General features: G+C 33.8%; 13 protein-coding genes and 1 pseudogene. All 14 read left to right on the top strand.

The window, feature by feature from the left end; genetic code table 11:
• Nucleotides 1–831 (top strand): UDP-N-acetylglucosamine 4,6-dehydratase family protein (locus DWX33_RS19570; protein ID WP_147425521.1); only part of this gene is annotated, 831 nt, incomplete at its 5' end.
• 97 nt (nt 832–928) lie between these two features.
• Nucleotides 929–1,114, top strand: coding sequence for a hypothetical protein (locus DWX33_RS19565; protein WP_122380925.1), 186 nt, complete (start codon nt 929–931; stop codon nt 1,112–1,114).
• On the top strand, nt 1,090–1,410 hold the full coding sequence (locus DWX33_RS19560; protein WP_199713338.1) for a type II toxin-antitoxin system VapC family toxin: 321 nt from the start codon (nt 1,090–1,092) through the stop codon (nt 1,408–1,410). The genes DWX33_RS19565 and DWX33_RS19560 overlap by 25 nt, the downstream gene beginning before the upstream one ends.
• Nucleotides 1,411–1,714: 304 nt before the next feature.
• A pseudogene (locus tag DWX33_RS19555) lies at nt 1,715–2,173 on the top strand (PD-(D/E)XK nuclease domain-containing protein); the annotation flags it as partial.
• A gap of 229 nt (nt 2,174–2,402) precedes the next feature.
• Nucleotides 2,403–3,557, top strand: coding sequence for an acyltransferase family protein (locus tag DWX33_RS19550; RefSeq protein WP_122380924.1), 1,155 nt, complete (start codon nt 2,403–2,405; stop codon nt 3,555–3,557).
• Between the two features lie 10 nt (nt 3,558–3,567).
• Complete coding sequence (locus DWX33_RS19545) at nt 3,568–5,385, top strand: Coenzyme F420 hydrogenase/dehydrogenase, beta subunit C-terminal domain (RefSeq protein WP_122380923.1); 1,818 nt, start codon at nt 3,568–3,570, stop codon at nt 5,383–5,385.
• A 14-nt stretch (nt 5,386–5,399) separates the two neighbouring features.
• Nucleotides 5,400–7,166, top strand: a complete 1,767-nt coding sequence (locus DWX33_RS19540) for an HAD family hydrolase (protein WP_122380922.1) — start codon at nt 5,400–5,402, stop codon at nt 7,164–7,166.
• Nucleotides 7,141–7,380, top strand: a complete 240-nt coding sequence (locus tag DWX33_RS19535) for an acyl carrier protein (protein WP_122380921.1) — start codon at nt 7,141–7,143, stop codon at nt 7,378–7,380. Before DWX33_RS19540 ends, DWX33_RS19535 begins: the two co-directional genes overlap by 26 nt.
• 5 nt (nt 7,381–7,385) lie before the next feature.
• Nucleotides 7,386–8,909, top strand: a complete 1,524-nt coding sequence (locus DWX33_RS19530) for a lipopolysaccharide biosynthesis protein (RefSeq protein ID WP_233570210.1) — start codon at nt 7,386–7,388, stop codon at nt 8,907–8,909.
• Complete coding sequence (locus DWX33_RS19525) at nt 8,906–9,799, top strand: aldo/keto reductase (protein WP_122380919.1); 894 nt, start codon at nt 8,906–8,908, stop codon at nt 9,797–9,799. The genes DWX33_RS19530 and DWX33_RS19525 overlap by 4 nt, the downstream gene beginning before the upstream one ends.
• Nucleotides 9,796–10,725, top strand: a complete 930-nt coding sequence (locus tag DWX33_RS19520) for a hypothetical protein (protein WP_147425520.1) — start codon at nt 9,796–9,798, stop codon at nt 10,723–10,725. Before DWX33_RS19525 ends, DWX33_RS19520 begins: the two co-directional genes overlap by 4 nt.
• 87 nt (nt 10,726–10,812) lie before the next feature.
• Complete coding sequence (locus DWX33_RS19515) at nt 10,813–11,937, top strand: polysaccharide pyruvyl transferase family protein (RefSeq protein ID WP_122380917.1); 1,125 nt, start codon at nt 10,813–10,815, stop codon at nt 11,935–11,937.
• Nucleotides 11,938–11,941: 4 nt separating this feature from the next.
• Complete coding sequence (locus tag DWX33_RS19510) at nt 11,942–13,129, top strand: EpsG family protein (RefSeq protein ID WP_122380916.1); 1,188 nt, start codon at nt 11,942–11,944, stop codon at nt 13,127–13,129.
• A 20-nt stretch (nt 13,130–13,149) separates the two neighbouring features.
• Nucleotides 13,150–14,328 carry a glycosyltransferase gene (locus DWX33_RS19505; RefSeq protein ID WP_122380915.1) on the top strand — a complete coding sequence of 393 codons (1,179 nt, stop codon included), beginning with the start codon at nt 13,150–13,152 and terminating at the stop codon, nt 14,326–14,328.
• Nucleotides 14,329–14,388: the final 60 nt, after the last annotated feature.

The following is a 14,388-nucleotide window of genomic DNA, read 5'->3' as shown; positions in this document are numbered from 1 at the left end:
GATTATGTATTCCGCAACTGGCACCCCCAAGTGGTGTTCCATGCGGCGGCCTACAAGCATGTCCCTTTAATGGAGGAGAACCCCTGCGAGGCGATCCGAACAAACGTGTTCGGTACTCGTGTGATGGCGGATGCCGCTGTGAGCTACGGTGTGGAGAAATTTGTGATGATCAGTACGGATAAGGCGGTGAACCCCACGAACATCATGGGATGTAGCAAGCGCTTGGCCGAAATCTACGTACAGAGCCTGAGTCTTGCGATCGAGCGAGGAGAGGTGAAAGGCGATACGCGTTTCATTACGACCCGCTTTGGCAATGTTCTAGGTAGCAACGGTTCGGTTATCCCCCGTTTCCGGGAACAAATCGCTCAAGGAGGTCCCGTGACGGTCACCCATCCCGATATTATCCGTTACTTTATGACTATCCCGGAGGCTTGCCGTCTGGTATTAGAGGCCGGTACAATGGGCAAGGGCGGTGAGATCTTTATCTTCGACATGGGAGAGCCGGTGAAGATAGCGGATTTGGCGAAGCGCATGATTGAACTGTCCGGATTGCAGGTAAACAAGGACATCGAGATCAAGTACACGGGTCTTCGTCCTGGCGAGAAATTGTATGAAGAGCTACTGAACAACAAGGAGAACACGAAAGAGACCCCTCACGAGAAGATTCGGGTGGCGGCTGTACGTGAGTATATATATAAAGATGTAGTAGAACATATCAATGTATTAACTGAATTGTCCCTTCGTGTCCAGATCCTCTCGATGGTAAAGGAGATGAAAGCCTTCGTGCCTGAGTTCAAGAGCCAAAACTCGAGGTTTGAGGAGTTGGATTGAGGTGGGAATATTTTCGGGAGAAATGCTATTGAACATTTAATATGGATGTTTTGATGATATAAAGTAAAAACACTAACTTTATAAAAAACATGGATATATGAAAACAACAGCGATCATACCTGAATCCAATTCATATTGGAATGTACTGAAGGATCTTAGTGATGAGGTGAAATTGGATTTAATATCTCGTCTAAGCCAATCGCTGCTTCGTTCTAAGACTGAGAAAAAAACAATCTCCGCTAGTTCTTTTTATGGTGTATGGGAAGACTCTTCTCAGAAATAACAGTGGCTGAGCTGAAATATGGGGCGGAATTAGGACGTAGGAAAGGTTTACGGCATCGAACACAGAATTTGGATGAGTTCGTAAGTGCTATAAAGGTGTTGCCTATTGTGGATGTATTCGATATGTTTGCTTCGGAAAAGGCTCGTCTACGTTTAGTGGGAACTCCTATGGAAGATAATTTTGATCTATTGATTGGTTGCACCTCCGTGATTCACCGGATGGTAATGATAACTGAAAATTTGAAGGATTTCAAGAATATATCGAATATCCGTTTGGAGAATTGGATCCGGAGATAAAAGTTGTTATATACAGAAGCCCTTAATTACCTGAACTGATTCTGGAAAGAGATATTCACATTCTTGGATGATGGGGTACTACCTATAGATAAACAGCCTCGCTGGTTAGCGTCCAAAAATGACGTCTTTAAATTGTAAAAACAAAATCCGACCTTCGTTGCTGTAATAAAAAAACGAAAAAGATGTATAGCGGCAGTGATTTCGAGCGGTTGTTTATCCGCTATAAGGTGGAAGCTCTACTAAGTGGTGAATCCATATTATCATTCTGTAATAGAAATAAGGTATGTCAAATTTGGGCACTAACCCAAATAAAGAGGTACGTATAGGATTGATGAAGAGTTTGTTGCCCAATTATTTGCGTCAATACACAGCGGATGGACTGTCCACCATCCCCCAATGTGACAATACGGATTACGAGGGGCATTACCAATCGCTGCTTTACACCATCTTCAGCCTGTTAGGCATGTATGTGGACGTGGAAGTCCATACCCCAAAAGGCCGTGTGGATATAGCGATGTGCGCACCAACAACACTCTATGTCGTGGAATTGAAGTTAAACAAGACCGCAGATATAGCCCTAGAGCAAATCCATTAGTGCGATTACCCGGAGCGTTTCGCTCTCAGTGGCTTGCTGATCGTAAAGGTATGTATTAACTTCGATAGTGAGCGGCATACGTTGGCAGATTGGATGGTCAGTCTCATTCGTGAGCTGATGAGGGGCAATAAAGACTACGAAGGTCTCCTCCAAGGTGCCCACATCTAGGCTATAAGAAGAATAATCAATTTTAAATGAACTATTTTAATCTGTTATCTTGCTAAATAAAGGTGGTGGAAGCAATTGGGCGCTTGCGAATTATGTTGTTAAAGAGGTATGTGTCAATAAATTGCTTGATATTTGCAATTGTAAATTGATGATATTTTGAGTATAAATACTATATATTAAATAGATGTAAATCACTAGTTTCAAAATAAAGATTAATTTCATTAATAATATGGATAAAAGTGATTTTGTAGAACTTCAGTCTAAAACTATTAATTTCCTAAGATTCCCTATGGCTATAGCGGTGGTCTTCATCCATACACATGCTGATGTTGGTAATTTAGTGGATGCTGATTTTAAATTTTTCTCATGGCAAGGAATTTATAACGTTGTAGGTGTTCTCTTTTCCCATGTATTAAGTCATATAGCTGTTCCTTTGTTCTTTTTTATATCGGGACTACTATTCTTTATCAATTTTCGGGAATGGAGCTGGTTAAGGTATCGTAAGAAAATAAAGAGTCGAATTTACACATTGATAATACCTTATATTTTGTGGAACTTGATTCCTTTCTTGTTGTTTCTATTAGGATATATGGTTATTGGTGTTAAAAATCATTCTTTAGAAGAAATAAAAAATTTTCTTTATTCAACAAATATAAATTTATTTTATGATTATCATAGTTGGGAAACTGTTACTAACTGGTTTGGAAAAAAGGTTGTTATGTCTGGCCCTTTTAATTTCCCTTTATGGTTTTTAAGAGACTTGATTTTTGTTTCTGTCCTTACACCGTTGATCTACTATTTGATAAATAAACTAAAGGTAATATTCATTATATTACTGTTGTTTGCCTATCTTTCTAATGTGTGGATATCAATTCCTGGGTTAAGTGTTTTGGCCTGTTTCTTTTATAGCTTAGGAGCTTATATATCTATAAATTTAATAAATGTATTTGCGATACTGAAAAAATATAGAAAAATTGTACTAACTACTTCGTTAATATTGCTATTTGTGTCTGTTGTTTATGATGGTATGAATACAATAATTGGAAGTTTTTTTTATCCATTCTTTATTATTTTTATGAGCTCTTGTGTGTTTTATTTTGCGTTTTTGTTTGTAGATAAGTCTCATTTAATGGTTGGTAATACTTTGATATCTTCTTGTTTTTTTATTTATGTTTTTCATTGTATGCCCTTACCGTTATTTGGTAATCTGAATCATTTAATAAGGGTGTTTTTGCTCAAGATAATGCCAGGACAGTCTCCTGTAGATATGGTTATTGTGTATTTTGCAAATCCCTTATTTACAGTTGCTATATGTGTTTTTTTGTTTAGAATTTTAACGATGTTTCTCCCTAGAGTTAGTGGCGTTTTTATGGGAAATAGATGAATTTTGAAATATGATTCAAATAAAAGATAAAAAAGATTGTTGTGGATGTAATGCCTGTGGGGATATTTGTCCGAAAAAGGCTATTTCTTTTAAAGTAGACCATGAGGGATTTGGGTATCCGGAAGTTGATAAACGAACTTGTATTGATTGCGGACTTTGTGAGAAAGTATGTCCTGAAATGCATTCAGAGGAGTTGAAAAAGAATGATTTTGAAATACCTAAATGTTATGCAGCTCAATGTAAAAATCTAGAGTCCTTGTTTAATAGTACTTCTGGTAGTGCTTTTGCTACATTTGCAGAGAGAATTTATAAAATAGGAGGTTATGTCGGTGGTGCTGTATTTAATGAAGATTATTCAGTGACTCAATTCATTTCTAGTAATAAATCCGATTTGGAAAGATTACGTAATTCGAAGTATGTACAAAGTAATTCAGAAGGTTTTTTTCTTGCTGTTCGTGATTTATTGAATGGAGGGAATAATGTCTTGGTATGTGGTATCCCTTGTCAGATGGCTGCTTTGCGAAGTTTTTTGGGGAAAGAGTATGATAATCTTCTTATTGTTGATTTGATATGTTTAGGTATTAATTCTCCTAAAATTTTGAGAAAATATTTAGATTCACTAGAAAAAAAACATCGTAGTAAGATAGTCTATTATAAAGCTAAGAATAAAGAACTAGGTTGGAGAAAATTAACTACTAAGGTCGTGTTTGAAAATGGTGAAGTGGAATATGATAAAAGAGAAACTAATCCGTTTACATATGGTTTTATAGCAACTCACGCTTTTTCTAGGCCATCGTGTTATAGTTGTAAGTTCAAAGGTACTCCTCGTATAGCGGATATTTCTATTGGTGATTTATGGGGTGCAGAAAATATAGTAGGAACAGAATATGACCGTGATTTAGGTACTTCTGTTATTTTGATCAATTCGCATAAAGGCCAAAAGTTTTATCAAAGTGTAAAATCAGGTTTTAAAGAGAAGGAAATTACCTATGAGGAAGTCTTGAAGGGAAATCCAGCTTTGACTAACGCTATTACTATGCCAGTGTTTGATCGTAAAGTTTTTTATGAGGATTTAGAGAAGTTACCTTTCGAAGTATTTGTGCATAAATATATCCACTTGCCCATAAATAAATCACTTTCTTTCAAACAAAAGATTAAGAATATAGTAAGGTTTATTTTTCTTTTAATGCGAACATGTTGCTTTAGTTTACCTACTTGGTGGAAAAACATTAAGTATAACTTGCTACAGAAAAATATAAGAACTTCTATTATGAAAGGACAATTTTTGCTTATTCACAAGCATTGTGTGATAGACATATCGAAACAAGCCGATGTAATTATAGAGGGTATTCTTCAATTTGGCTATAAACGGGTATCTGGTTCTAGGTTAGAGTCTAGACTGTTGATTGAGCGTGATGCTACTTTTTTTAGTAAGGGTGGATTGATTTTTTATGGTGCTGATATTGAGGTGTTTAAAAAATCGACATTGTCATTGGGAAAAGATATTGTTTTTAATATGCAATCCACCATTATTTGTGGTTGTAATATACAGATAGCTGATAATGTATGTTTTGGTAGAAATGTTACTGTGCGTGATAATAATGGAGGACATTATATATCTCGAAAAATTTATAAAGATAAACGCCCTGTTTGCATAGGACAACACTCATGGATTTGTGAACAGGCTATTGTGATGCCAGGTTCAAAACTAGGTGTTGGGGTAATTGTCGGAGCACGTTCTATGGTAAGTGGCAAATTGCCAAATTTCACATTGGCTTCAGGAACTCCTGCTGAAGTTGTAGATGAAGAGATTTATTGGAAAGCATAAACATGTGAATCAAAATGATAGATTTTAAGACTCTTAAGCGTAACCTTAAAAAAGATTTTTCTAATTTACCCTCTGTCAAAGTATCGCTTTTAGGTGATTCTGCGACTCAATTTCTTGCTACTTCCATCAAGGGATTTGGTGTAGAACTTGGGTATAATATTGATTTGTTTGAGGCTGAATATAATCAAGTGGAGCGTCAGTTGCTTGATTCCACTAGTGATTTTTACCGTTACGATGCAAAATATACGATAATATTTCAATCTACTCATAAGTTGTTGGAAAAGTATGCTAAGATGACTTTTGAAGAACAGTCGGGCATGGCGAATGACCGCTTGGATTTTATTCGTAGTATCTGTTCTCTGGTGTCAAGTAAGATTATTTATTATAATTATCCAGAGATAGACGATAGCGTATTCGGCTCTTATTCTAATAAGGTGGTTGCCTCATTTACTTATCAGTTGCGCAAGTTGAATTACGAATTGATGAATTTGTCTCAGGAATTTCCAAACTTCTTCATCTGCGATCTTTCAGCTCTGCAGAATAAACTTGGTCGGGATAAAATGTTTGATGCCAATGTCTATGTCGGCACAGATATGCTTCTATCTATTGATGCTTTGCCCTACGTTGCCGCTCGCACCATGGATATAATAGCTTCTATTGAAGGAAAATTCAAGAAATGTTTGATTTTAGATCTTGATAACACGATTTGGGGTGGTGTTGTTGGTGATGAAGGATGGGAAAATATTCAGGTGGGACATGGTTTAGGTATAGGTAAGGCTTATACAGAACTTCAAGAATGGGTGAAAAAATTAAAGAATCGGGGTATAATTATAGCAGTCTGTTCTAAGAATGATGAAGAAAAAGCCAAAGAACCCTTTGAGAAAAATCCAGAGATGGTACTAAAATTGGATGATATATCTGTTTTTATTGCAAATTGGGAAAATAAAGCTGACAATATTCGTACCATTCAAAGAGTCTTGAATATAGGCTTTGACTCTATGGTTTTTTTGGATGATAATCCTTTTGAGCGTAATATGGTACGTGAACATATACCAATGGTGACTGTGCCTGAGTTGCCGGAGGATCCGAGTGATTATCTGGAATTCTTGTATGCTCAGAATCTTTTTGAAACGTCTTCTTACGGTAATGCAGATAAGAATCGTACCAAACAATATCAGATAGAGACTCAACGAATTGCTGCAGCCAAAACTTTTACAAATGAAGTTGAATTTTTGAAATCGCTGGATATGCTTTCAGAAGTAAAAGGTTTTGATACATTCAATATTCCCCGGGTAGCTCAATTGAGCCAACGGAGTAACCAGTTCAATCTACGTACTATTCGTTATACAGAAGAGCAAGTAACAGCCATGGAGCAAAATGACAAATTTGTCACTTTTTCCTTTACGTTGGAAGATAAATTCGGCGATAATGGACTAATAGCAGTAGTCATTATGGAAAAAAAAGATGCGGAAACGCTTTTTATTGATACATGGTTTATGAGCTGCCGGGTCTTGAAACGAGGCATGGAAAATTTTACATTAAACACGTTAGTGGATTTTGCCCGTCAAAATGGTTTTAGAAAGATTATAGGCGAGTATCTACCAACCGCTAAAAATGGTATGGTAAAAGATCTTTATCCTAATCTAGGCTTTATTCCTGTTAAGGATACAACGGAAAATCAATGGGTATTGGAAGTAAGTATATATAAAGAAAGAGAATCATATATTTTAACAAAATGTAATATCTATATAAACAATGGAACAAGCAGAGATTTTAAATAAACTTCAGAGCATATTTTGCGATGTGTTTGATAATGAAGATTTAGTAATTACGGTAGATACAGTGGCTGAAGATATTGAGGAATGGGATAGCCTGTCACATATTCAATTGACGAAAGATATTGAAAAACAATTTGGTATTAAACTTACTGCAAGAGAGATTATGTCATGGGATAATGTGGGGGAAATGGTAGAGGCAATTCAATGTAAATTGTAGTCTTTATGCATACATCTAATAAGACGATTGCGAAAAATACACTTTTCCTCTATGCCCGCATGCTAATTGTCATGGCGGTTACGCTTTATACCTCTAGGATGATTTTGGAGATATTAGGGGTATCTGACTATGGTTTGTATAATGTTGTGGGTGGAATAGTGACCATGCTTTCTTTTGTAAACGGTGCATTGAGCGTCTCTACCAGCCGTTTTTTGACTTATGAACTAGGTAAAAGGAATAAGGAAAAGTTAAACCAGACATTTTCTGCATCGCTCAGTTTACATTTTCTTTTGGCATTGTTGGTTTTATTTTTAGGAGAAACTGTAGGCTTATGGTTTTTCTATGAAAAATTGGTGATTCCTGCTGATCGTTTGCAAGCTGCGTTTTGGGTATATCAGTTTTCGATACTGACTACTATGGTCAGTTTTACTCAAGTGCCCTATAATGCATCTTTGATAGCTCATGAGAATATGTCTATTTATGCATATGTAGGATTATATGAGGCATTTTCCAGATTATTAATTGTATTTCTTCTTCAAATCTCACCGATAGATCAGTTGGTTTGTTATTCTTTCTTGTTGATGCTGAATAATATAGGTATTCAGTTTTTTTACCGTTTTTATACTTCTAACAAATATGCTGAATGCAGGTTTAGAATTATTCGTGATAAGAAGCTGTATAATAGTCTATTGAGGTATTCTGTTTGGGATTTGTTTGGTAATATAGCAGCAGTGTGTCAAGGGCAAGGTATCAATATTCTACTGAATATGTTCTTTGGTCCGGTGGTTAATGCTGCAAGAGCGATTACTTTTCAAATTCAAAATGCTTTAGGTCTGTTTATCAGTAGTTTTTTAACAGCGGTGCGTCCTCAGGTAGTAAAGAGCTTTGCTAATGGGAATAGTGCTGAAATGTATCGATTGACTTTTAATGCGGCTAAGTATTCTTATTTGCTGATGTTTACTCTGATGTTTCCATTATGTTTGGAATTGGATTATGTATTACATTTATGGTTAGGAAATAATGTACCCGCTGACACTTATAGATTTACCATTATAGTCTTGGTCACTTATTTGATGCAGACTTTCCATAGTGCCTACCTAATGTCCTATCATGCTATTGGAAGAATAAAGACGGGTAACATTGTGGGAGGTCTACTAATGATAAGTGCTCTTCCTATCAGTTATGTTTGCCTAAAGTGCAGGTTCCCTGCTTATTCAGTATTTATTGTGATTTTTATTGTTAATTTTATTCAAATGTTTTTTGGTTGGTGGCTTATCCGAGGCTATGTGCGATTTAGGTGGATGGATTTGATTCATATAACTTATTGTCCTTGTGTGTTCATTACATTGCTGGCTGTATTTTTTCCCGTATGGATACACCAAGTAATGCCTGTGGGCTTTGTTAGACTTGTTGCGATTTCGGTAACTAATTTTCTCATAGTTTCTGTTTTGACTTATTTTATAGCACTGGATAGTAGTGATAGGCAAAAAGTAAGTCTCTTTATAAAAAATAAGATAGAAAGAAAATGAAAGAACTATTAACTGCTTCAGGATGTGTTGTTAAGCCTATAGGTTTGGGTACGTTTTCACTAGAAGGGCATGCCATGGAGGAAATGGTTTTGAAAGCTTTTCAAATAGGATATTGCTTGATTGATACGGCTGACGATTACCGGGGGGAGACGGGAATCGGTTTGGCTGTATCTAGGTTAGAGGAAATAGGATTGAACAGAGAAGACGTGTTTTTGCAGACTAAAATTTCGGATAATGCAGCACATGATGATGAACCGTTGCAAGGAGTCTATTTCAACCGTTATTCAGATTTTATGAGACGGCATTCTGTTGAAGATCTTGTACGTGAAAAAGTCAATATTTCCCTAAGAGAATTAAATACTGATTATTTGGACTCTTTACTTATGCACTGGCCTTATGAATACTATTTACTGGATATATGGGAAGCGATGATAAAATTACAGGAAGAGGGTAAGATTCGCTATATAGGTGTTTCTAACTTTCATGAAAGACATATAGAAGAATTGCGTAAGACGGGAGTTATGCCTGCTATCAATGAAATCTATATCAGTCCGATTGGTACAAAACAGTCTGATTTTGATTTTTCCAATGCAAATGATATTATTCTTATGACATATAGTCCCTTGATGGATTTAGTTTGTCATCGTTTGCCATTGAATGAAATTAATCAGATAGCGGCAAAATACCACAAGTCTGCTGCACAAGTAATTCTTAGATGGAATATAGAAAGGGGCTGTTATCCGTTACCAAGAACGAAAAAAATTAAACGGTTACAAGAAAATTTTGAAGTTTTTGATTTTCAACTCGCACCGGAAGAGGTTGCTGTGATTTCATCTTTGAATAGAGATTATCAATTTTTACCAGAATCTAAAATTTGTCCAGGAATATGAGTATGACAAACTTTATAAAAATCAAGCTTAATGGTTTGATTAGGCGTAGTTATTGGTACAATAACATTTTATTTCCAGATTGTAAGAAATTTTGGTCTCATAATACGTTTAATTTGGATGTTGTTAATTTAGGTAGTAATTCAGGAAAATATGCTTTCGAATATTCAGAGGAACATGTGAAAGCCGCTAATTGGGCGATGGGACCACAAACTTTACTTGCGGATTTTGAGATATTGAAAAATTACTGTAGCTATCTTAAAAATGATGCAGTAGTGATAATTCCTCTATGTCCGTTTACTTGTCTAGGGGGGAGTAGCAAATATATGCCTGATAAATATTATACGGTATTAAAAATGATGTCTATACCTTGTTTTGATTATAGAAAAAAAAAGGTAGTCATGGATATGAAAAAATCACCTCTAAAATATTATCCATTGATTGAGTTTGGTAGAGATTTAGTGATAGCCTTCAAACGAATTTTTCACATATCTACCCAAAAGCAAACTTTAACTACTATTGAATTGGAAAATAGTGCCAAGAGCTTTATGAAAGGATGGATGTTTGAATTTAGTATAATGGATTTTCAAAATGATCTTATTATGAAAAATATGGATGCTTATCAAGACTCGCTTTGTATTTTGACTGATATGATTAATTTTTGTTTGGAAAGAGGATTTAAACCTGTTTTGACTATACCTCCTATTTCAAAACAATTACTTATTTATATAACACCAGCTATGAGACAGTTTTTTATTTATGATTTTGTGGAAAAAGCAAATGTGAAAAAAGTTCCATTCTTAGATTATATGAATGATCATGAGTTTGCTGAAAACTCGAGGTTGTTTATGAACTCTTTGTTCTTGAATAGAGATGGAGCAGTGCTGTTTACAAAGAAAATATTACGAGATATTAAAAAGGTTAGATAGCGTTTTAGATGTTTTGTTCAGTTTAATTTGATCTCTTATCTCGGTACTATGTTTGTTGTTTTGTGATGTATATATTTATGTGCTAATATGAAAAAGAAAATAGGAATTATAACTTTGCCATTGAATACAAATTATGGAGGTATAATACAGGCTTATGCTTTACAGACTATTATTGAAAAAATGGGTTTTGATGTATATGTCTTGGATACTCCAAGATATAAGTTTCCAATAGATAATAAGTTGCTATATTTAAAGAGATTTGTTAAAAAAATAGTTCGAAAATATAATCAAGCTGTTTTTTTAGAAAAAGAGTATTATGAGTCGTATCCAGTAGTGGCTCAAAATACAGAGATCTTTATTCAAAGATATATACATAGGGTGAAAATCAAGGATTTCTCATGTGTAAAAGTTACAGACTTTTATGGCTTTGTTGTAGGTAGTGATCAGGTTTGGAGACCATCTTATTTTCGTTATATAAAAGATGCTTATTTAAATTTTACAGGAAATGCAAACGTTAGAAGAATCGCTTATGCACCGTCAATTGGTATTGATTATTGGGAATATTCAGAAGAGTTGACAGAAATGTGTAGCCTCCTTTTGAAAAAGTTTGATGCAGTTTCATTAAGGGAAGATTCTGCTGTTGCTTTGTTTGCAAAGTATATGTGTTGTAATTCTGAGCATGTATTAGATCCTACATTGTTATTGAATAGAGAAGATTATGTTAAATTGTGTCGAAATAAAATAGGCTTAGAATCTCATAAAAGTTGTCTATTAACTTATCTATTAGACCCTATTGATGAGAGCAGAAATGTGCTTGATAAAGTTAAACAAATTCTAGGAGGAGAAGTTTATAGGCTTAATAAACAAACAGAAGATTGCAAAATCAAGCCATTAGATAGAATCGCATTACCTGTTGAAGCATGGTTCAAAGCTTTTGATGATGCGAAATTTGTTATCACAGACTCATTTCATGCATGTGTTTTTTCTATCATTTTTCACAAGCCTTTTATTGTATTGCTTAATAAACATAGGGGATTTTCTAGAATAAAATCTTTATTACGAATATTCAAATTGGAAAATAGAATTGTGTTTAATAGTTCTGATATATTAAATATTGATTATAATGGATTCGATTGGGATGAAATAGATAAGATAATGAAAAAATGGCAGGATAAATCGCTTTCTTTCTTATCGAATGCTTTAAATCTTTAGGCTTATGATATATATATCAGTAATATTATCTCTGTTGCTCCTTATTTATATTTTTGATTATAAGAAGGTTCGTAAAAACAAGCAACTTTGGTATTATTTAATGTTGGCTGTTTTTGTTGCAATAGCTGGCTTTCGATATAGATTGGGAATGGATACAGTTACCTATGAATATGAATTTTATAGGAATACGATATGCTTTTCTGAATGGAATTGGAATAGTGTTTTTGTTGAGACTGATAGGGATTCTGGCTATTTAATATTAACTTCGGTTATTAAAAGTGTTTTTGGAGTATGGGAAGTGGCTCAGTTTATAATTGCTTTAATTGTGAATGTGGTAATATTTAGATTCTTTTATAAGAATACTATATGTCCATTTGTTGCAATATTATTGTATTTTTGTTCGTTGTATTATGATTTGAATTTTGAGACGCTAAGACAAGCTCTTTCTTTATCTTTATTTTTGTTGGGATATGAATATTTAATGCGTAAAAAGTTTTTTCAATATTTTCTGTTTGTTTTGTTAGCGATAGCGTTTCATCGAATAGCTATTTTAGCTCTATTCTTGCCTGTGTTTAAGTTTGTGAAAATGAATACATATTCTATTGCAATATTGATTTTTTTATTTTTTGTTGTTGAGATAGTTAATGTGTATTTTTTTGATGTTTCTATGATGCTTTCATTGCTGGGTGCAGAAACAAATTCGGTAGGAGATAAACTTGTGAGTTATGCTGCTTCTCAACGATATGGAAGATTAGATGATCATTCAATTGTAAACTTTATAAATATTTTTGTGGCTACTGTATTCCCTGGAATTGTTTGTGCTTTTATAGATAAACGATCTAATTCTCATATTTTAAAGAATAATGAATTCTTGTTGTTCTTCTATTTGTTATCTGTTGTAATGACTGTTGCAGTTCCTATTTTTTATAGAGTCTCTCAGTTTTTTCTTCCATTTTATATTGTTTATATGGCTAATGCTTTTGTTTTTATTTTTGTAAAAAGAAAATATTTCAGTAAGACTTTAGTGTTATTTATTGTCTTTTGTTTTTTTTATACTTACTTTTTGAGATTCTTTAGGCGTTCAGAAGAAACAGGGAATCGATTCTTGGTTAGAGTTTATCCTTATTATACGGTTTTTACAAAAGAAAAAGATCCGGAAAGAGAGAAAGTATATAATTATTATTGGTTTTGATATAATTAATTCTAAGTATTATGAAAATTGTTTATTTTGCACCAACATCAACATTATATGGTGATAATATTGCTTTACTTAATATATTGAAAGTTTTATCATTAAAGGATTTATCATTCTTGATTATCACATCTAGAGAAGGTGATTTTACTTCTAAGTTAAGAGAACTTGGTTTTAATTATTGTTTGTGCCGTTTTGATGATGCGTTTTGGCCTTCAATTTCTTCTATTAGAGATTTTATTTTCTTTATTCCTAGAATATTTGTTTTTAAATTGTATAGGCTTTCATGTTTTTATACAAATAATATTAAATCGGTTATTAGAGAGTTTAATCCGGATATTATACATAGTAATAATAGTTGTTTTAAATTAGGTGTTAAAATAGCAAATGAATTAAATATTCCACATGTGCAACATATTCGTGAATATGGTAAGTTGGATATTGGTAAGTCTTATTTTCCTTCTATTAGTCATTATGTTTATTCCGTTTCAAAACCTAATGATCTTGTACTTTGTATAACAAAGGATGTGAAAAGGTGTTTTCTAAAAGATAGAAACTTGCAAAATTGGCATGTTGTCTACGATGGAGTTATAGATAATGAGTATTTTTTTATTCCAGATAAAGAACCTTATTTTCTATATGTTGGTAGGCTGTTTCCTGGCAAAGGCGTGCTTGAGTTAATAAATAAATATGCTCTATTTATTCATGACTCGAATAGTAATATTCGCTTGAAAATTGTAGGTGATGGATCGCCTAGTTATAAGTGTAAGCTAAAACAAAGTGTTGTTGATAATAAAATAGAAAATATGGTTGATTTTCTGGGCTATTGTTCTGATGTTTACTCTCTTATGAGTAAAGCTTTAGCTTTATTTGTACCCTCTTTTTTTGAGGGGTTTGGTTTTATAACTGTAGAAGCGATGTCTTGTGGATGTTTGGTTGTTGGACGTAATACTGGTGGGACAAAAGAGCAATTTGATTACGGCCTGCTTTTAGAAAAAAATGAGATTGGTCTCCGTTTTGATGCAGATGATGAACTTGTGCCCATTATGGAAGATTTATCTCTTAATGGAATTAATCAATATTACTCTATAATAAAAAGAGCTCAAGAGGTTGTTCGAAAGTCTTATACAATTGAGCTGTGTGCTAGTAGGATTTATAAATATTACAATGAAATATTAAAATCTAGTCGTAATTGCTAGTGATAATTATATTGACAATGTTTAATATGTTCAAGTTTGAGATTGAAAGCTTGTTTTTTT

The sequence above is a fragment of the Parabacteroides sp. AF19-14 genome (assembly GCF_003635485.1).
Lineage (GTDB): Bacteria > Bacteroidota > Bacteroidia > Bacteroidales > Tannerellaceae > Parabacteroides > Parabacteroides distasonis.
Note: the sequence above shows the minus strand (reverse complement) of the source record. Positions and strands in the feature narration are given on the sequence as shown.